At 36.5% G+C, this 21,019-nt stretch carries 17 protein-coding genes; 2 read left to right on the top strand and 15 right to left on the bottom strand.

Annotated features, from left to right (window positions below; translation table 11 throughout):
• The first annotated feature begins 212 nt into the window (after positions 1-212).
• Entirely contained in the window at positions 213-1,502 is a 1,290-nt protein-coding gene (gene hemL, locus CG11_RS24065; protein WP_052599411.1) for a glutamate-1-semialdehyde 2,1-aminomutase, read from the top strand.
• 160 nt (positions 1,503-1,662) lie between these two features.
• On the opposite strand, the gene CG11_RS24060 is transcribed toward hemL, so the two are convergent.
• The 4 genes from CG11_RS24060 to CG11_RS24045 all read right to left on the bottom strand — a co-directional run bounded on the left by CG11_RS24060 (position 1,663) and on the right by CG11_RS24045 (position 6,292).
• Positions 1,663-3,243 (bottom strand): hypothetical protein, encoded by a 1,581-nt coding sequence (locus tag CG11_RS24060; protein ID WP_052599410.1) that lies wholly within the window; start codon positions 3,241-3,243, stop codon positions 1,663-1,665.
• 248 nt (positions 3,244-3,491) lie between these two features.
• Positions 3,492-4,352 carry a UDP-2,3-diacylglucosamine diphosphatase gene (locus tag CG11_RS24055; RefSeq protein WP_052599409.1) on the bottom strand — a complete coding sequence of 287 codons (861 nt, stop codon included), beginning with the start codon at positions 4,350-4,352 and terminating at the stop codon, positions 3,492-3,494.
• A gap of 2 nt (positions 4,353-4,354) precedes the next feature.
• Positions 4,355-5,002 carry a class I SAM-dependent methyltransferase gene (locus CG11_RS24050; RefSeq protein WP_052599408.1) on the bottom strand — a complete coding sequence of 216 codons (648 nt, stop codon included), beginning with the start codon at positions 5,000-5,002 and terminating at the stop codon, positions 4,355-4,357.
• A 123-nt stretch (positions 5,003-5,125) separates the two neighbouring features.
• Positions 5,126-6,292 (bottom strand): DUF3419 family protein, encoded by a 1,167-nt coding sequence (locus tag CG11_RS24045; protein WP_052599407.1) that lies wholly within the window; start codon positions 6,290-6,292, stop codon positions 5,126-5,128.
• A 342-nt stretch (positions 6,293-6,634) separates the two neighbouring features.
• Between CG11_RS24045 and CG11_RS24035 the strand changes: the two genes are divergently transcribed.
• Positions 6,635-7,315 (top strand): hypothetical protein, encoded by a 681-nt coding sequence (locus CG11_RS24035; protein ID WP_156039881.1) that lies wholly within the window; start codon positions 6,635-6,637, stop codon positions 7,313-7,315.
• A gap of 144 nt (positions 7,316-7,459) precedes the next feature.
• Here the strand turns inward: CG11_RS24035 and CG11_RS24030 are convergent, their stop codons facing one another.
• From CG11_RS24030 to CG11_RS23980, 11 genes are all read right to left on the bottom strand, one after another.
• On the bottom strand, positions 7,460-7,729 hold the full coding sequence (locus CG11_RS24030) for a hypothetical protein (protein ID WP_052599404.1): 270 nt from the start codon (positions 7,727-7,729) through the stop codon (positions 7,460-7,462).
• A 215-nt stretch (positions 7,730-7,944) separates the two neighbouring features.
• Positions 7,945-8,991, bottom strand: coding sequence for a thiamine phosphate synthase (locus tag CG11_RS29845; RefSeq protein WP_197043924.1), 1,047 nt, complete (start codon positions 8,989-8,991; stop codon positions 7,945-7,947).
• Between the two features lie 5 nt (positions 8,992-8,996).
• A complete protein-coding gene (locus tag CG11_RS24020; RefSeq protein WP_052599403.1) occupies positions 8,997-9,755 on the bottom strand; it encodes a hydroxymethylpyrimidine/phosphomethylpyrimidine kinase in 759 nt (252 codons plus the stop codon).
• On the bottom strand, positions 9,725-10,342 hold the full coding sequence (locus CG11_RS24015) for a thiamine phosphate synthase (RefSeq protein ID WP_052599402.1): 618 nt from the start codon (positions 10,340-10,342) through the stop codon (positions 9,725-9,727). The genes CG11_RS24020 and CG11_RS24015 overlap by 31 nt, the downstream gene beginning before the upstream one ends.
• A gap of 49 nt (positions 10,343-10,391) precedes the next feature.
• Positions 10,392-11,204 (bottom strand): class D beta-lactamase, encoded by an 813-nt coding sequence (blaOXA, locus tag CG11_RS24010; protein WP_052599401.1) that lies wholly within the window; start codon positions 11,202-11,204, stop codon positions 10,392-10,394.
• 85 nt (positions 11,205-11,289) lie between these two features.
• Positions 11,290-12,633 (bottom strand): allantoinase AllB, encoded by a 1,344-nt coding sequence (gene allB, locus CG11_RS24005; protein ID WP_052599400.1) that lies wholly within the window; start codon positions 12,631-12,633, stop codon positions 11,290-11,292.
• A 4-nt stretch (positions 12,634-12,637) separates the two neighbouring features.
• Positions 12,638-13,417 carry a leucine-rich repeat domain-containing protein gene (locus CG11_RS24000; protein WP_052599399.1) on the bottom strand — a complete coding sequence of 260 codons (780 nt, stop codon included), beginning with the start codon at positions 13,415-13,417 and terminating at the stop codon, positions 12,638-12,640.
• Positions 13,418-13,420: 3 nt separating this feature from the next.
• Positions 13,421-14,839, bottom strand: coding sequence for a urate hydroxylase PuuD (locus CG11_RS23995; RefSeq protein ID WP_052599398.1), 1,419 nt, complete (start codon positions 14,837-14,839; stop codon positions 13,421-13,423).
• Between the two features lie 222 nt (positions 14,840-15,061).
• Positions 15,062-17,317, bottom strand: coding sequence for a xanthine dehydrogenase molybdopterin binding subunit (locus tag CG11_RS23990; RefSeq protein ID WP_052599397.1), 2,256 nt, complete (start codon positions 17,315-17,317; stop codon positions 15,062-15,064).
• A 251-nt stretch (positions 17,318-17,568) separates the two neighbouring features.
• Entirely contained in the window at positions 17,569-19,038 is a 1,470-nt protein-coding gene (locus CG11_RS23985) for a tail fiber domain-containing protein (protein ID WP_052599396.1), read from the bottom strand.
• Positions 19,039-19,279: 241 nt separating this feature from the next.
• Positions 19,280-20,854: a tail fiber domain-containing protein gene (locus CG11_RS23980; RefSeq protein ID WP_052599395.1), complete on the bottom strand. Its 1,575-nt coding sequence runs from the start codon at positions 20,852-20,854 to the stop codon at positions 19,280-19,282.
• Positions 20,855-21,019 lie beyond the last annotated feature (165 nt).

Raw genomic sequence — 21,019 nt, 5'->3', positions numbered from 1 at the left:
CAACATTATCAGCACTTGTCGTCAATTTGGTCACCTTTTTACCATTTCTTGATAACAATCTATTGTCTTTTTTACATCTTTGTGCTCTAATAAGAATATTAATAATTAGTAATACTCTATTGAAAAATCAACGGGGTAATGTGATTAGCACAAGAACGAAACTTAAATGGCTTGAAGTAATATTTTGTGCTTACTAAAAAATAAAGTTAAAAATGCAAAGAAAGATTTCAGAAGAATTGTATGCAGAAGCAAAAAATTATTTTCCAGGAGGAGTGAGCTCTCCTGTACGTGCTTTTAAATCTGTAAAAGGGGCTCCTTTGTTTATCAAAAAAGGGAATGGCTCACAAATTTGGGATGAGGACGACAATCAGTTTACAGACTTTTGTTGTTCTTGGGGACCACTTATTTTAGGACACAATAATGATGCTATCCGAGAAGTTATCGTTGCTACAGTAGCAAATGGGACATCTTTTGGCACTCCAACTCGTTGGGAAAACAAACTGGGAAAGTTGATTCTTAACAACAACCGATTTATTGAAAAAATACGTTTCGTAAGTTCTGGAACAGAAGCTGTCATGTCTGCCATCCGTTTGGCCAGAGGCGTTACAGGCAAAGATAAAATTCTTAAATTTGATGGTTGTTACCACGGTCATGTCGATTCTCTATTGGTTAACGCAGGGTCGGGCTTGGTTACTTTTGGAGTAAGTAGCTCCGCAGGTATTCCTGAAGCATTTGCGAAAGAAACTTTAGTTGCCCCACTAAATGATTTGGACGCAGTAGAAGCAACATTTAAAGAACATGGCAATCAAATTGCTTGTGTAATTATTGAACCAGTTCCTGCCAACAATGGTCTATTGCTGCAACATCGTTCTTATTTAGAAGGTTTGCGCAAGCTGTGTACACAATACAATGTGTTGTTGATTTTTGACGAGGTAATTTCTGGTTTCCGTGTAGGATTTGAGGGGGCTGCTGGTTACTACGATATTCAGCCAGATATTATTACTTATGGAAAAATTATTGGTGGCGGTATGCCTGTTGGTGCTTATGGAGCAAGTGCCGAAATCATGGGTAATGTCGCTCCCGATGGTGGTGTTTACCAAGCAGGAACATTGTCTGGTAATCCTGTAGCTATGGCAGCTGGTTTTACAGCTGCTTCTCAATTACTAGAAGAAGGTTTTTATGCGAATTTAGAGCAAACAACACAAGATTTTGTAGCCAAAATTCAATCTTATTGTGATAATAAAGGTTATGAAGTTCATATCAATACCATTGGTTCAATCTTCTGGATTGCATTCTCCAAAGACGATATTCGCCGTGCCGACCAAATTAATCCTGATAGTATGGAGAAATTTAAAATCTTGCATGCTTATTTGCTTGACAATGGCATTTACTTAGGTCCTTCTGGCTACGAGGTAGGCTTTATTTCTTCGGCTCATACTACTGAAGAACTAGCTAATGCTGTTGACAAAATTTGTCAAGGTATGGATTTGGTGCATCAATAAGGCTCCTTTATTCTAATCGACTATTCCTTATAATATTTGATTATGCAATGCAGTAAATAAGCTACTTATTTACTGCATTTTTTATTAGGTATCTCTTCTCTTGGTAACAAAATCCTATCACTACTAGTGACAATCCCCCATAAACTCACCTCAAAACGTCCTATTTTTTCTTAAATTTTAGTAAATAAGTAATGGGGTCTTCTTCCATATAAGCAATCACTTCAAATCGTTCAGGATTATTTTTGATGGTAGGGTATAAATATTTTGCTGTAGACGAATAGCCCAATTGATCCAAAACAACATAATCAACACCTTTTTTTTCTAAATCTTCTATAAATTCCTGCTGGTTCAATGTATTCTTATACGGTACGGAGTATTTATTGGAGTACAAACTGAATAAGATGGGCTTTCGGCAGCAAGTTAACGAACCTCTTGGGGTGTTTTCATTAACCCAATTGGCTAATTTAAAGTAGTTTGCATAGCTAATAGGATAAGGCTGTTTGCTTGCCCTTTCCAACGCCTTTAATGGCTCTAAATAACTGGGCACCAAAAATAATGCCCCCAGAAGCAGCGCAATGGGAATGTAAGGCACTTGTTTTTGGAAACGAACCTTTTGCGCCAAACTAGTAACAAGCTGCTCTATTCCATATACAAAAGCAAACAATAATAATGGAACAATTGGTAGAATAAATCGTATTCCATACCATACTTTGGGCCATAGAACTAGTATTCCTAAAAAGAAAAATAAATAGCTGCCGATTAATGACCTATATATTTTCATTTTATAAAGCCCTAACAACATGACTGATACTATACTCGCTCCTACTAAAAATTCGCCCCAAGATAGTGCTTCGCTATAACTAGTTATATTGACATAATTAAACGTACTCGAAGGAATTTCTCTCGCAATGTAACGCCCTATATTAGACACCACTCGCTCTATAAAATCTGCTATTCCTATCGCCCCTAATTCTGGTTCATAAGGATTTTTCAGCAATAAGCTTTTCATATGTGAATTTCCACCCAAGCTTCTTGATCTCAAATACCAAGGCAGCGAACACACTATAAATCCTAATCCAAATGCCAACAAATACTTTTTTTCCTTATTGATTAACAAATAGGTAGCTATTGCTAAAAACAAAGCCAGTCCCGTCATTTTAATATGAAAAACAAATACAACGCACAAGATTAACATAAAAAACAGCCCATTTTTGACAATAGGCTTATCGAAGTTAACCTTAGTAGCCATCCATAACGCTAAGATAGAGAAAAATAAAAATGATATTTCACTCATCATTATATATGAGTAATTCAACAAATTGGAATTAAGAATACAAAATAAAGCAACAACAAATGAAATATGGTTATTTTGAGTAATTGATTTTAGCAACAAAAACAAGATAACCACAGCACTTATCAATAAAAAGCCATTGACTCTTTTAATAAATATGATTTCGCTTGAATAAACTTTTGAAGCAGCAGCAACAACCAATGGATAACCTACAGGAAAATGCCTGTGCGGTTGCTTTGCTCTACTTGTTGTATTCACGTATCCTTGCCCCGTTGCTAAGGCTTGACCTAACAAATAGTAACTAATATTGTCGCCATTTAGGTTTATTTTTCCATCAAAAATACGGTTGTATACATAAAAAAAAGAAACTATAATTATTCCTAGATAAATAAGAGTTACTGCTAGAGAAGCCCGTTTATTGGGATGGGAAATTTGATTATCGTCGTTCATAAACTTAGGTTAGATATAAAATGGTGCAACTAATTTTACAAACTAACTAAAAAAATATAAAAATAAAAAATACAAAAGAACACAAAAGTTTCAAAAAAGGCTACCCACACAAACATAACCACATAATAAACAAACCAATACAAACAAAACCTCTATCCCCATTTCTTAACTATTATTAATACAAAAAACCCCTAAGGCAACATACCCCAGAGGTTCTCTAACCCGTAAATACTAACCTGATAAACTTCTTATTGTAAAATAAGCTCTTTAAATATTTGTTGAACTTTTCCCTCCGTTACAGAAGCATAGACCATTTCATAATTAATTTCTTGTAATTCCTCCATTGGAATTGTCGTATCAAAATCAGCTTCATCATATTGATAAATAGACCAGTTTCCTTCTGTATATTCTAGTGCTGTTAAGTTTTCAATCCAGTCACCTGAATTAAGGTACATAGTGCTACCTTTCGACGTTGTAATGGTACGCATTTGTGGCTGATGAATATGTCCTAATACTACGTAATCATAGTTTTTTTCGATTGCCAACTCTGATGCAACTGTTTCAAAGTCTTGAACATATTTTACAGCCCGCTTGACACTATCTTTAACCTTTTTGGACAACGACATTCTTGGCTTACCCATTGATTTTAAGATATGATTGACCCATAAATTAATGGCTACCAAAGCATCGTAGCCCACCCCTCCTAATTTTGCCAACCACTTGGCGCAAGTAACAGAAGTATCAAATACATCTCCGTGAAAGAACCAAGCGACTTTCCCATCTAGTTCTAACAGTAATTTATTGTCCATATAAAAATTTCCCATTTGCAAAGGAGCAAATTTTCGCAACATCTCATCGTGATTACCTGTGAGGTAATACACCTTAGTCCCTTTAGAAGCCATTTTGATAATCTGACTAACGACTGCCAAATGAGATTTTGGAAAGTAGCTTTTTTTAAATTGCCAAATATCTATAATATCTCCATTTAGAACCAATATTTTAGGTTTTACAGACTTCAAATAAGTCAGCAACTCCTTTGCGTGACAACCATAGGTTCCCAAATGTATATCCGATAAAACTAGAAGGTCTAATTTTCTTCTTTTTGCCATTTTTATTGATACGATTTAATACCTACAAATGAAAAATATTCCCACATTCCTAAATAAGCTCGTTGTACATCGGATGATAAAGTAGAAAATTTATTTTCTAAAACAGGTAACAAGTGAGCGTCCATCCGAACGTGATTGTTTTTCATGTGTAACTTAAAAATAGGGTTACTCGTTTGATGAAAATCAACCACTGCTATGATTCCACCTGGTTTTATATCTTTGTAAGCTTGATCGATTAATTCCTTCCATTGTGGGTTAATCATTGTCAACGCATAGGAAAATACCACCACGTCAAAGCTATTCTGGGTAGAGAAAGCAGTGTCTCCATAAGCCCTAGACAACAAATCAATTCGATTGGAGTAGGGAGCTAGTTTTTTCTTTGACAACTCTATCATGTCTTCCGAAACATCCATTCCTACCAATTGAGCATTAACATAATACGCTGCAAATTTTTCTAAATTATAACCTGTTCCACACCCCACTTCTAGTATTCGAATGGCAGCATCTCTAGCTATAGGCAACTGATGCACCAAATTCGTTCGCCCAAATAGGAACATCCATCGAGTGCTATCATAGATTTTAGATTGAAATTTGTAATACTTCTTCATCGCATGTTTTTGCGAACTAGTATCTTGAAATGCTGGAATCATAGTTTAATGTAGCTTAATCAATAAGTAGCTGTCAAAAAGGAACATTGCTTTATGTTATACTTTTCGCCCCACTTACTGGTGTGAAAATTATTTTTTATTAGGACAAAAGGAGGTATTTTTTTTTTATCGAACAATCCCACAATAAACACTGCCATAAGTGCCTACGCGATCTTTTAAATGTTCTGTAGCTGTTTGAGTATGCTCAAAATTTACTTTTTCTTGTACAAAATCAGGGAAGAAGTTGATTTCACTTGCCCCAGAACGCAACAAAATTTTGGTTCCTGGACGACTATTTTTAAGAATTAACCGCCATTCTTCTTTTAATGCTTTGGTATCATTGGCAGCCAACCAGTCTTGGTGGTCCAACAACACGTAATGGCTATATGCTTTGGGGTTTTGTTTTAAAAAATTAGAGATGGTCGTCGTGTGGGTTTGAATCTTGGTATGTGTTTCTTGCAAGCGTTCAAAATTTGCTTTCTTGAGGTAGTTCGGGCAACAATCTTCGGTGTAACGCCCATTAATATAAAGTTGCCAAAAATAGTTGTCTTGTATTGGTAACTGTGTAAAAATATAGCGCAAAGAGTCTTGTATAAATTGAATGACGCCCCCCATATATTCTGTTTCTACCAGTTTAGATTGGGTACGTGGAATCCCTAACAAACTCAAAGTAACAGGCTGTTTCATTGCCCACTGAATAAAATTCCCAATGATTTTCTGCTCTACTATATTGTACCAATAGGCTTGTATCTCTAAAGTGGGGGCATGTAGCAACTGTTGGACATTATCATACAAAGAGCGACGCAGACGCATATAACAACCAAACAACCAAGCAAAGGTACCTGCGGTACCATAAAAATAGAAACTTGGGCGAAAGCGATAAGCTCCAAAATAAGGTTCAATCTTTTTATCCCAAAAACGTTGCGCATAAGTAGGCAGATAATCTCTCAAATAGTTTTGATAACAATACTCTGGCGTTTCGTGGCTACCTTCTCCAAAAAAACGAAACAGTGTTTTGTAAGTACCTGCTTGATAAAATGCTTTTTTAAGTTCTAACAAGGCATTTTGGCGATAATTCACATCGACACAATGAATGGCAGTAGGGTCATCTAAGGAATAATCTAAAGCGTTGCATCCTGCACTAGTAATCATTACAACTTCACTCTCTGGATTAAGTTCCAACAGCCTTCTATCACACTCTGGATCTTCCCAACAAGTATTGTAGATTAAGTTATTGCCATGTATCTTACCAAACATCCAGTCTTTTGCTTTATTGGTTGCTAATTGAAGCATTGTTGTTCTATTTGTAGGTGGTTAGTTCATACACCATGCAATTCTTAACTCCTTCAATATTTTGAATTGCACTATGTACTTCATTTTGTCCTTACAAAAGAACAGCATTTCGACAATAACTGTACTAATATTTAGTTTAAGCTTATAAGAAATGTGTTTAATTATTAATTTACAAAAAGCACTCAAAATTAAGCTTTTGTAAAATTGTTTTTTTTTCCACAGGTTACCTTTAAAGTTTATTTTCATCTAAAAAGAAAAGTAAAAATGAAACTAAAGATCTACATCTACATAGGCCTAACATTTATACTTCACTATCCTGTTTTTAGTCAAAACAAAGCTACGATGAAATCTAGTGGTGATACAATAAATTTAAAGTTAGCTAAGGAACATATCAAAAAAGGAACGCTTTATAAAATACTATGGGATGATCTTTATGAACATATTGCTTTTTGTGAAAATAAAGTTGGGGCGAAATATGGTTTAAAAATTGAAGACCAAAGATTCTTTATGTGCGGGGGATATGTTCCTCCTCCTATAGGAGTTATTGACTACATTAATGAAATTAAAAAACACCTAGATAGTTTATATAGTCCCATTTGGAAAATATATTATGAAAAAGAGTTTGAATATTGTATGAATAGAGAATATAATAAAGAAGCTGTAATTTTTGGCAATGAATATTACAAAACTTATAAATTTCCTAATTATGCAGGGGTCTATTTTTTGAAAGGTTCTACTAGGCTCAAAAAGAGAGAAAAACCTTTAATAAAAACTCTCATTCAATGTTATACTAATAATACAAAGGAATATGAAATATTTATCTACTCCAGTAGGACAAAGGGAAAAAAACGGAAGATGCTCCAAGCAATATCCAAAATAAAAGCATATTTATTAAAACGTGGAGTAAAAGAAGAAGATATAAAAATAGAAAATAGCGAAATAATCAAAAAGTGCAATAAGTGCCCCCAAATTAATATTAGCATTTTAAATACTATTTACCTTCATATTATTAGAAAAAATTAAAATAGCAAGCAGTAAATTATAACATATGCCTCCTAAAACCCACAATAGATACTTTCTATTGAAGGCTTTGATTATTAGCCTTTTACCTATTATAAAGTTTGTATCTATCAACATAAGTCAAATTAGCATTTAATTGACTTTCGCCTAACTTGCTTTTTTATGCAAAAAAGCAAAAACCACGCCTCCTACTAGATTAGCTCCCAATAAATACTTCCAAAAATTATTCATAAATGCTGTTATTGGCGGAGTACATGGTTCATTAGGACAAGTTGTTATAAACGCCCCTGAAGCATCCAATTGATAGCGCAACAACAGTATACAGTTTGTTCCTATCAAAATTACTATTCCAATATACTGCATCCGTTGAAACAAAGACGTTTTGTTCCTACCTTTTTCTGTAGCATCTAAAATCATTGTTTTCCTATTTTTAAGTAAGTGGGCAGAAAAAAATATAGCTAAAAAATAGGCTTATTTTTAGTGCTAATCGAAGAGGAACAGTGCAGCTTTACCTGCGGTGCTACTGCGTGGTAGCGGGCTAAAGCAAGATGTTTCGATAAAGAGTAGCGCAAAAAGAAGGTTGTTTTTTATATAGTTTTTTCTGAACGATTACTTACCAGCCTCTATGCTCCCTAAAACAACTCCAACACCGCCTCACAAACCGAACGAGGATCCTCAGCATTCGTAATCAGACCAGACACCGCAATGCCATACACCCCCGTTTTTAACACTCCAACAATATCCTCTTGTCGAATCCCACCAATCGCATAGACAGGCAAATCAATCAAAGCCGCTTTCATTTTACTTAAAACATCTTGATACCCCTGAACACCTAGAATTGGACTCAACTTCTCTTTTGTAGTCGTGTATCGTAGTGGTCCCAGACCAATATAATCAATAGGCTCTTTAGACAATCGCACCACATCTTCCCACGTATTTGCCGTTCCTCCTATCAGTATATTTCCTACTATTTTTCGGGCTTCTGTTGGAGACATATCTTCCTTTCCCAAATGCAAACCATCTGCCCCTGACGCGGCTGCTACCTGCGGATTATCATTAATAGTTAACAAAGCATCATACTTTCGACAAAGATCTTTAGCCGCTAAAGCTGTCTCCAAATACGTTTCATAAGACACGTTTTTCATCCTCAACTGTACCCATTTGCAGCCCGCCTTACAAGCCTTTTCTATCGCCTCCAAATGTGTCAAATCTTTTTGCTCTTGTGAAACATAATGTAATTGAGGCAAGTCCTTTTTTGCCATGTTTATCTCTTCTTTTAGTGTTTTAAAATAATCTACTACAAAAGTATATTCTTTGCTTTTTAATCGTTTTCGAATTGCAGAAATTGGAAACGCAATAATGCCAGAAGCAGCATGTTGTACAGCAACATCTTTCCCATATGTATCTTGATAAACAATCCATTCAAAATTCAATTCATCAACCAATGTTTGCCCCAAGCCATATCCTAATCCCGTCACAATAGCAAATTTACGAGGACGCTGCCACCAAGATTCTTGCATAACACCTTTCAACACAACATCCAAAGCGGCTGCCTTATCGGTTATAAAATCCATTTGAGGAGCGTATTTTTCAAAAAAAGCAGCAGCTAAATCCAGCGCATCTTTCTTCCATTCCAATTCCTTTTTATTTAAAGCTCGTACTTCATATGCTTCTTTCATAATCATCAAAAATGGTGGTACCCCAACAACGTTTCATTTGAATTCAAAAAACGAGTAATATAATCTTTTGCCTGTTTGCAAGCTACTGGCAAAGTCTTTCCCAAAGCTAAATTAGCAACAATCGCCGCAGAAAGAACACAGCCTGAACCATGTTTTTCATAAGTAGTAATTGTTTTAGGTCGGTACTCGTACAACTCGCCCTTTGTCAATAAAAAATCGGTTCCTTTTTGCATGGGATTATGACCGCCTTTATACAATATATTGCAGTACTCCGACAAGCGTTCTGCTACTGTCATTAAGTTTGTTGCCTGCGCATCAATTTTTGCTAATTCCTGCGCATTAGGAGTTAATAAATAAATGTTGGGCAGCCACTTTTCTAAGTATTGCACACTGACTTGTTGGTGAAAATCAAACCCCGCACTAGCTCTAAAAATAGGATCAACAATAATTTTTATTTGTGGATTTAAGTCTAATAGCAAGGTTGTTATTTCTAATAACACCTCCCAATTTTCTATCAATCCAATTTTACAGCAATCAATCTGATATTGTTGGAAAAGTAAATTTATTTGCTGTTTGATTAAATCTATTTTTCCCCATTCTACCCTCTGAAAAACAGACTCATGTTGAACGGTTATTGCAGTGGCGACTGTCAAACCTTGAACTTTATGAGCTTCCATCGTTTTAGCATCTGAGACCAAACCAGCCCCCCCACTAGGATCAAACCCCGCAATACTTAAAGCGTAAGGTCGTTTATTTTTTTGCATAATAACTGATAATTTTGAAGGACACTAGACAAGTCATTCCATACCGCCCCTAAAAAAGCAACTTCTCGAAAGCCCCATTCATAAGCAACCTCTAAGGTTTCCATTCCCATCCCTCCTAGCCCTACTAAGGCAAAAGAAAATTCCAATTCGGTTATTTGCCAATGCTCTGTAGGTTGGTAATTTTTTTTGGAAATACTAGGAAAAATAGGGCTAACCGTGCTATAATCTAAATTTGAGGGTAGACTAAACAATGCTTTTTTTTGATGCACAGAAGTTCCTACCAAGCATCCATTTTGGTGTTGTTCTGAGATCAATGCCTGTAATTCTTCGTTGTTCAAATGCTGTCGAGCAGCTTCTGTCAAATGCAAGCCCAACAAACCAAATTTTGATACTAATTCAGGATATTGGTGTACAATAATTCTTGAATAATATGAAACATCTATTTGCTCTAACAAACAAGTATAAGCGTCTAGTGTCTGTTGTGGTTTGCGAAGATGCAAGCAAGGCAAGCCAACTTCAAATAAGCTATTTAATAAACTTGCTTCCCCCTCAAAAAAACTAGGTAAAGAATATAAGCGATGTTTCATGGCATTGTATTCAGCAAACTCTTATCGGAGTTTTAATAAAAATAGTATTTCAAATAACCCCCAAGTCTTTTAACACCGCTCCAACAATACTTTTTCGGCACATCATAAAGGTTTTGTCATCAATCTCGTTAATGCCAGCTTGTACATTATTAACAAATACAAAACGCTCTCCATCTGGTCGTTCTACATAACCTACAAACCAACCAATATTTTGTTCATCTACAATTCCCCAACCGGTTTTCCCTCTCATTTCCATTCCAGAAGAATCCGAAGCAATCAGCATAATATCCCGCATCTTATGTGCGGTAGATGGTTTTATTGGCAACTTATTTTCGACCAATCGCTCCATAAAATCCAACTGCTGATATGGTGTAATTTCAGATTTGCCTTTCAACCAAAATTCATCCAAATTTTCCTTCTGAATATCCATTCGTCCAAACTGCAATTTACCAACCCATTCTTGCATTTTCATAGGTCCTATCCGACGTGCTATTTCTTGATAATAGGGCACACAAGAAACCTGATAAGCTGATTTTAAAGTATGCCCTTGATTCCATGCAGATATTTTTCGAACAACAGAATCCCATTCAATGTATAAATTTTCATCCATTGCTACCCCTGTCTCCAATGCGATAATAGAGTTAGGAATTTTAAAGGTAGAAGCGGGAATAAAGCCTCGTTCACAGCGGTTCGAGTTATACACATACAACTGATCACTATTCAAAGATTTTAACAAAAAACATCCTTCTACTTGATTGTTTTTGTACAATTCATCCAAGTTCATGGTTGCATGTTCTTCTTTGGGAGAAGTGCAAGCCGCTATTCCAAACACAAGCAGTACCCCCATGTACAATAGTTTCATAACCTTTTTTTGTTTTTGATTGGTATAAAATCAATAGTCGTTCAGCAAACTAAGCACAAAGTTACTCTAATGCTCTATGGCTTGCTTATTTTAATAATAAAGCTCCTTTGTTTTTACTTGTTAAGCCCTCTTTAGTCCAAACAAAATTCCCATTTACAATGGTAGCCTCTACCACTCCTGTCAATTTTTGTCCCTCATAAGGGGAAACTTTATGTTTTGTTTGAAGCGTATCTAGACTGACCAAAAAAGAAGCTTCTGGGCTCCAAATTACAAAATCAGCATCATACCCTACCGCTATTTTACCTTTTTTATCTTCAAAACCTATAAATTGAGCGGGTGCTTGACATAACAGCATACTAAGACGTTCCAAACTCAAACCGTAAGCTTGTCCTTTTGTCCACAAGGCAGATAATGTCAATTGAATGCCAGATATCCCCCCCCAAGCTTTTTGAAGGTTGCCTGTATCCAATGCCTTGATTGCAGGAGGTGCAGGAGAATGATCTGAACCAATAAAATCCAATGTTCCATCTAACAAAGCATCCCAAAGCAATTCATTATTGGCACGTTCTCGAATGGGTGGCGCACATTTAAAACGGGTATCTGCATTGGGTATATCCTCTGCACAAAAGTAAAGATAATGCGGACAAGTTTCTACGGTAATCGGTACTCCTCGTTTTTTGGCAGCTCGAATAGTATCTAGCGAATCCGCCGACGCCAAATGCACGATGTGCGTCGGATGTTGGTATTTTTCTGCTAATTTTAACATCAAAGCAACCGCATTATTTTCCCAATGTTTGGGTCTAGATTTTAAATAAGCAGCATAGCTCATAGGATCCTGTTGCAAATCCTGATCATAACTTCCTGTTGTCAATTCACAATGTGCAAGAATCGGCAGATTAGTTCCTTTCAAAACTTCATAGGCAGCACACAATGTTTGTTCATCAACATTGGGGAATTCATCAATTCCACTGTGCGTCAAAAATGCTTTGAACCCCAATACACCAGCTTTGGCTAAGGGCACCAAATCAGCCGTATTACTAGGAACTATACCGCCCCAAAATCCACTATTAATATGTAATTTTCCTTCCGTAGCAGCCAATTTATTATGCAGTTCTTGTGTATTAATTGTTACGGGTGAAGCATTCAAAGGCATATCTACTAGTGTCGTTACTCCTCCCGCTGCTGCTGCTGTTGTTCCTGTATCGAAACCTTCCCATTCGGTTCTTCCTGGTTCGTTGATATGAACATGAGGATCAATAATGCCCGGCATGATTACCAATTTGGTATAATCATAAAAAGGCAAGTTTTCAAGGTTTTGACGACCTTTTTTGATGGCTGTTATTTTTCCTTTTGTAATGGTGATGGAGAAGGCTCCAATCGCTTCTGGCAAAACAACACGTTCACTATAAATAACAAAACTTTCTTCCATATTCTTAAAAATAAATTGTGCAGTTAGGTAATAAGGACTGAATTCGCTCTTTCTCTTGATCTGAAAATTTATTTCGACTCAGATTCAACTGTTGCAAGCAATCCAAATACTTCAATTCTTCTGGCAGCGTTTGCAGATGATTGTCCTCTAATGACAAGTACGTTAATGGTGTATCAACCAAGCATTCAATCGTAGCTACAAAAGACCAAAGGGTGGTCTTTCCCAAATTTAAACGTTCTAATTTTTTGAGACGGTGCATTTCTGTAGGCAAGCAACTAATTGGGTTGAAATACAAATTTAAAGTAGTTAGCTGTTCCAAGTTCGCCAACGAATCAGGCAGCTCGTTAATTTGATTCCTCGTCACGTCTATTGTTTCCAATTCTTGCAATTCTCCAATTTCATTGGGCAATGAGAACAGGTTATTCCCAATCAAATACAATTGTTTCAAATTCTTTAAAAAACCTATTTCACAAGGCAACTCGTCAACACCGCAAGAACTTAACTCCAATCTTTCTAAACCAGACAAATAGCCAATATTGTTGGGTATGCGCCACAAATTCCCATTATAATAAGAAATCTCTTGAATCTTAAAAAGATCTGGTAATTGATGTTTTTTTCCTTTTACGATGTCTAAAAAGTCTAACAAAACATCCCAATCTTTCATCACGACATCAGCCGCAATTCCTTGCCCTGCTGCCAATTGGAGGGCTAAATCTATATTGGATGGAGCACCAGTTTTAATCAAATTCTGAATGTGCTCCCAAAAGCGTCCTTGCTCTTTCATAAACTATTCTAATCCAGCCCCCTGCATAATCCAAGTCTCTATTTTGGTTCGTTCGTCCATTGTCATTCTTGTTTTATTTCCTTGCGGCATTGTTTTGGTGATAACAGCCCGATTCATAATTTTATCCTTGGCTGCAATAATTTGTTCAGGCGTGTCAAACATCATTCCTCCTTGTGCCACAATAAACACATCATCTGTTGGATTTTTGGAATGACAGGGACGGCAACGCTGCCCTATAATCATTTCCACCTCCGAGAAGGGCACTTTAGCTGCATTTGCCAAGTCCTCTCTAGACTTTGGAGCCGTCCAGTAAATCGTTATTACTAACAATAGCAAACTAACAGGAACAATCCAACGATTTAATTCGCCTCGCTCCCACTGATTGTGAAAATGCTTGATTCCTGCTCCTGCCAAGGATATTAGTAATAAGACTAAAACACTATGCTCATTTCCAAAGGTACTTGGGAAATGGTTGCTAATCATAATGAACAAAACAGGTAATGTAAAATAATTATTATGATAAGAACGCCAACCTGCCCGCTTGCCAACTTCTCCATCGGGTTCCCGCCCTTCTTGGGCTGCAAACACCATTTCTTTTTGAGCTGGAATAATCACAAAAAAGACATTGCCTGCCATCATCGTTCCCATAATTGCCCCCATATGAATATATGCTGCTCTTGGATTAAAAACAATAGATAAAACATAGGCAACAAGCAAGAGATAAATGACCATTATCAAGAAAAAAACAGGTCGTTTATTGGGCGCTAACAAAGAAGTTTGGGACAAGAGTTCGTAAAATATCCAAGAAAATAGAATAGACGAAATGCCAATCATAACTCCCAATACAGGTGTTAGTTCGGTAATTTCTGGGTTTAATAAAAAGGACTCGGCATTAAAATAATAGACAATTGTCAACAAACAAGTTCCTGTTAACCAAGTAAAATAAGCCTCGTATTTAAACCAATGTAAGTGGGGTGGAATTTTTTTTGGAGCTACTTTGTATTTTTCTAAAAAATAAAAGCCTCCTCCGTGAATTGCCCATAGGTTTCCAGCCAATTCATCTCGAATACCATGTTCTCTATTCAATGAATTTTCTAAGAACACAAAATAAAAAGAAGCACCTACCCACGAGATACCAAAGATGATGTGCAACCAACGGAAAATCAAATCTAACCACTCATGCAAGTGCGCTTGCCAAGGAGTTCCTGCTACTTGATTATAAATCAAATAAGCTGCTCCAAAAAAGAAGGCTATAAAAAAAAGCCACTTTCGAAAAAAGCTCATATTAGCAGCAAAATCCTTATCCTTTTCATTCTGACGTTTAGGATCTGCTTCATATTGTGCCACCATTTTTTTAATGATAACTGTTCCAAACAAACAGATGCTCACAACAATCCCTATCATTGTTTCTACTATGCCCATATATTGTTATTCTTATTGTTTATCATTTCCGAACAATTTGCATGACTTTGTTAGTTTTGCTATCTACTTAACAATAGTTCGTTGAAACCACGCAGTAGCAGCGCAGCTAACTAAAAGCACAGCACTCACGATTTCTATAAAAACCGCTACTACTGAATCGCTTTGTTTGCGAACTACTTGGTTACTTCATTCAACCCAAAACTGAGCAGCACTATTCAGCGATTATTTACGATACAAAGCCATCAAAACCCGTTCGTGTGTCATGGGAGCTTCAAACAATCCTATAGCCTTAGGATTGAAGGCTTTTATAGCATCTGTAATCGCAAAATGTGCCCCTATACCATACATTAATGGCGGTTCACCTACTGCTTTCGACTTCATAATTGCTAAATTAGAATGATTGGTATCTAAGAATTTGATATTAATTTCTTTGGGGACAGAAAAAACATCTGGTACTTTATAAGTAGACAAAGCAGCCGACAACAAACGTCCTTCTTTATTATAACGCAAATCTTCCATTGTCAACCACCCCATACCTTGTACCAAACCACCTTCCACTTGACCTTTGTCGATTATTTTGTTCATACTCTGTCCAAAATCGTGTACAATATGAACCGCATCAAATTCGTAGGTACCTCGAATGCAATCTACGGTGACTTCTGTAATGGCTGTTCCATAAACATGATATGCAAAGGGATGTCCCTTTTCTGTCGTTTTATCAAATTTCACCCTAGGCGTAGCATAATGCCCTTTCTCTGACAATTGGATTCTTGCTCCAAAAGCATTTAAGATCAAATCTTCCCAAGTCCAGTCCGTTTTTTCACCATCTACATACACCCACTCGTCCTGTAAATTGACCGCATCAATAGATTCTAAATTAAATTCTTTTTGTACAAAGGCTTTTAACCTTAATCGTATAGCCTTGCAAGCAATTTGTAAAGCCCGCCCGTTCAAATCTGCCCCTGCACTTGCTGCGGTTGGTGACGTATTGGCAACCCGCGTCGTATTGGTAGTTTCTAACTTTATTCGATCAGGATTTATTCCAAATGTTTGAGCAGCTACTTGTACCATTTTAGTATTGACCCCCTGCCCCATTTCTACCGCTCCTGTACTAACTCCAACACTACCATCTTGATAGATATGAACAAGTGCACGAGCATGATTCATAGGAGTATTGGTAAAGGAAATTCCGAAACAAATAGGCATTAACGCTACTCCTTTTTTCAAGTATTGATTCGTAGCATTGAATGCTGCCACACGCTCCCTAATTTGCTCTATTTTATAATCTTGTTCCGCTTGATTCCAAGTCTTTTCAGCTTCACAGTTTTCAACAATTTGCCCATAAGAAAATTCATCGCCATCTTTCAGTAAGTTCGCTTTTTGAATAATGGCACGATCAATATTTAAGGCTTCTGCTGCCATTGTAATGGCTGACTCGATGATAAATTTTCCTTGAGGTCCACCAAAGCCTCGAAAAGCAGTATTAGGCGGTAAGTTGGTGCGGCAACTTGTTGCCGATAAGCGTGTATTCGGCACAAAATAAGCATTGGTAGCATGAAACAATGTTCGTTCTAATACTGCTGGAGACAAGTCTGCCGCAGCACCTGCATTTTGATAATAATCTGCCTCATAGGCCATAATTTTGAAATTGCGATCCAACCCAATCTTAAAATCTGCGGAATATGGATGTCTTTTTCCTGTCATGCGCATATCTTCTTCCCTATCTAAGACCAATTTAACAGGTTTTTTGCTCAAATATGCTCCCAAAGCAGCCAAGACAGCAAAAGGCGTGGCTTGATCTTCTTTGCCACCAAAACCTCCTCCCAAACGACGTACATCGACTTCGACCTTGTGCATGGGTACTCCTAAGACTCGTGCAATTCCTCGCTGTACTTGAGTTGGCCCTTGAGTAGATGATACGATACGAATGCAATCATTTTCAACAGGAAAAGCATACGCTCCTTGACCTTCTATATACAAATGTTCTTGACCATTGCAGTCGGCACGCCCTTCATAGATATACACACAGTCTTTCCACGCTTGCTCAACATCTCCCAATCGAAATGTTCGAACCGAACCAATAATTTCACCTTTGGCAGCCGCCTCTCTAGGATCAACAATAATTGGTAATTCCTCTACTTCAAAGACAATTGCCTTTAATGCTTTGTGTGCCGCTTCTTTGGTCGTTGCCAAAATCAAAGCAATTGGTTGCCCTCTAAAATGTACTTCTCCATCAGCCAAGGCAGGTTCGTCAGGAAAAATGCCTCCAATTTGATTCTCTCCAGGAATATCTCGATGGGTAATAATGTATTTTACCCCTGCTAATTGCTTTGCCTTCGTTACATCCAGTTTTGTGATTTTTCCATGTGCTATTGGAGCGTCAAAAATAGCAGCAAACAAAGTTCCACCTAAAATTGGCAAATCATCTACATAAATGGATTCGCCTCGTGTATGTGTATATGAATCTATATTTTTCATCGTATCTTTTTCTTGGCCAATAACAACTTTTTTGTTGTTCGTTCAAATTCATTCGACATTCAATATACTTACATTTTTTTTGCTATAAAATAAAAAATGATTTTATTTTACAGCTGTTGAACCTTATAGGTCTTGTTCTATCTCTTTGATTATTCACCAACTCAAGCAAGTTGATTCTATTTCGCAAAAAAAATCCTACTGAGTCATGATCTCAATAGGATTGATTATTTTTTATAAACGAATTACCTTTATTACTTAGTCAGAACCATTTTTTTACTAGCTACTATCTTATTATCAACAATCAGCGTATAGAGATAGATTCCAGCCTCTAAAGAACTGCCATCTAATGTCATGGTTGCCTCACCTCTATCTTGAATCTCCTTTATCAACAACTGTTTGCCATCAATCGTGCCTACTTGCAACAATGCCTGTTCTGTTTCTTTAGGAAGAAATACCTTAATTTGCGTTGCTTTTGAAAATGGATTGGGAGTATTTTGATACAATTTTGCTTTTGATACAGTCGATAACATTTCAGAATCTAACGTTACTGGTGTATTGGCTTTCAACAAAGCATCAATTTGAGCTTGTTGCTTCTGTATCAATGCTTTTAATTCATCATTTTGAGCACTTAATTCTTGCACAGATTTGACCAATGGCACGACAAATTCTGCGTACCGCAACCCATAGTGATCGTTTTCATTTTTAGGAGCATCGACTCCTCCAAAATATTCAAAGCCCAACTCTTTGGCTGTTGCTTCTACTTCTTGAGCAATAAATCCTGTTTGGTATTGCTTTGTATTGTTAATAGCAGCCTCCTCTAATTCAACACCCAAAAATTGATTAACAGCCTCATTATTGACATAATAACTTACAGGGCGCAAAGCTTTGATAAAGTCCAGACCAACAACATTTTCCTTTACATCTTCTTTGAAGCGCCCATCTGATAAATTCGTCCAATTTTGAGCGCCACCTATGCTAGTAATGCCAAAATGTCCTACCCTAACTTGATAAGAAGCAGTCGGTATAGCATAAGCCCCCAAACCTGAAGAATACAAATAAGCACTCCCTGCCGATGTAGGTCCTGCTTTATAGCCTATAGCTGTATTTCCTGTACCAGTTGTATTGTATCTCAAAGCATCATAACCTATTGCTGTCAAGTTTTTGCCTGTTGTGTTAACTCGTGCAGCGTTATTTCCCATAGCTGTATTTTTATCTCCTATTGTATTACTAGATAAGGAAAAGGCACCATGAGAAGTATTATAAGCACCATTAAGATTGTCATACATTGCTTGATAACCAGTACTTGTATTATAATTTCCTGTTTCATTTTTTTCTAAAGCAGAGCCTCCTAATGCTGTATTATATGCTCCTGTTGTATTCTTGTTAAGAGCAGAATTTCCGATAGCTGTATTTCGGCTACCTGTTGTATTAGAACGTAATGAAAATGTACCTAATCCTACATTTTCATCTCCTATAGTATTGTCATGCAAAGACAAACTGCCTATTCCTATGTTGCTATAACCAGAAGTATTACTATATAAGGAGTAAAAGCCAACACCGACATTATTGGTTCCTATAGTAGTGCTTTTACCTGAATAGTATCCTAAAAAAGTACTACCTGTACCTCCCGTTCCTGCACCTGTTCCATAACTAGTATTTGTTTGACCATTAACCAATCCAACTGAGCAACAAAGCCCAATTAACCATCCTAATTTTTTCATTTTTATTTAAGTTTTAAGTGTGATTGAATGATTCAAAGCTATGACTATCTGCCTATTGGGTCAACATGAAATTTTTCATTTGTGATAAAAACCAATATTTCAATTTCATCTAAACAAATAAAAATCAACAATTTATTATACGAACATTCAATTAATTTTAACATTTATGCCACCTACAGAAAAATCCCATCAAGAAAAGCGATCTTGATGGGATGATAAAAAAGTAACTATCTAAATTTTTTTATTCTGTTACAACCATTTTTTTCGTAGTAACAATCTCATTATCAACAATCAATGTGTACAGATAAATTCCTGCTGATAGATTATTAGTTTCAATGGTCACCAACGTTTCATTGCGGTCAGACACCTCTTTCAAAAACAATTGTTTTCCATCTATCGTACAAACTTGAATTATTGCCTGCTGTACTTCTTCAGGGACAAATAGTTTAATTTGCGTTTCTTTTGAAAATGGATTGGGCGTATTTTGGTATAATTTTGCTTTAGACAAAGTAGGTAGCGTTTTAGAATCTAAAGTTATTGGTGCATTGGCTTTCAACAAAGCATCAATTTGAGCTTGTTGCTCCTGTATCAATGCTTTTAATTCATCATTTTGAGCACTTAATTCTTGTACAGATTTTACCAATGGCACGACAAATTCTGCGTACCGCAATCCATAATAATCATTTCCATTTTTAGGAGCATCGACTCCTCCAAAATATTCAAAGCCCAACTCTTTGGCTGTTGCTTCTACTTCTTGAGCAATAAATCCTGTTTGATATTGCTTTGTATTGTTAATAGCAGCCTCTTCTAACTCTACGTCTAAAAATTGATTGACAGCCTCTTTGTTAACATAATAACTCACAGGGCGCAAAGCTTTGATAAAGTCCAGACCAACAACATTTTCCTTTACATCTTCTTTGAAACGCCCATCTGATAAATTCGTCCAATTTTGGGCACCGCCTATGCTAGTAATTCCAGTATGTCCTACCCTTACTTGATACGAAGCAGTAGGGATAGCATAAGCTCCTAAACCAGAAGAATAGAAATAACCACTACCTGCTGATCCTGGACCAGCGCTATATCCTATAGCAGTATTGCCTATCCCCGTTGTGTTATAGCCTAAAGCAGTATTACCTATGGCCACATTTCGATATCCTCCTGCGTTATTTTTCAAAGCATCAGCTCCAACACCAACATTATTATAACCTAAAGTATTATCTTCTAGAGCCCTAGTACCGATAGCTGTATTTTTATAACCTGTCGTATTATAAAACATAGCACGATATCCCGTTGCTACATTTTCGCTGCCCGTTGTATTTTCTTGTAACGAATGACTTCCTGTAGCCACATTCGAATTTCCTGTTGTATTATAAAACAAAGCGTTGCTTCCCGTTGCTACGTTGTCAATCCCTTCAGTATTACTATACAAGGTATAATATCCAATCCCTACATTATGAATTCCATTGCTATTTTTGTTTAAGGTATAATAACCTACCGCTACATTATAATTTCCTATGGTGTTATTGTATAAGGAACTCATACCAACCCCAATATTGTAACTTCCTGTTGTATTCTTTCTCAAAGAACTGTAGCCCATGGCAACATTTCTCTGCCCCGTGGTATTGGTATACAAACTAAAAGCTCCAACAGCTGAATTATAACTAGCTGTAGTAGCAGTACCAGCACGTTGACCAAAAAATGAATTATAAGAACCTGCCGTTCCTGCTCCAGAACCATAATACGTTGGGGTTTGCCCATAAAGACTAATTGCAGCGCACAGCAACATTGAGCCTAAGCATAATTTTAAACTTTTCATTTATATTTAAGTTTTAAAAGTGATTGAATACTTTCAAAAGTAGATGAAAAATTTAGTGCTTACCATCCGTAAAATTACATATATTAAGTATACGTATTTTTAATAACCTAAGGATATTCTTCCTCAAAAACAAGGATAAAAAAAGTCCCATCAAGATGTATATCC

Origin of the sequence: Aureispira sp. CCB-QB1 (assembly GCF_000724545.1) — a bacterium.
Classification (GTDB): Bacteria; Bacteroidota; Bacteroidia; order Chitinophagales; family Saprospiraceae; genus Aureispira.
This window is presented reverse-complemented; position numbering and strand designations above follow the sequence as displayed.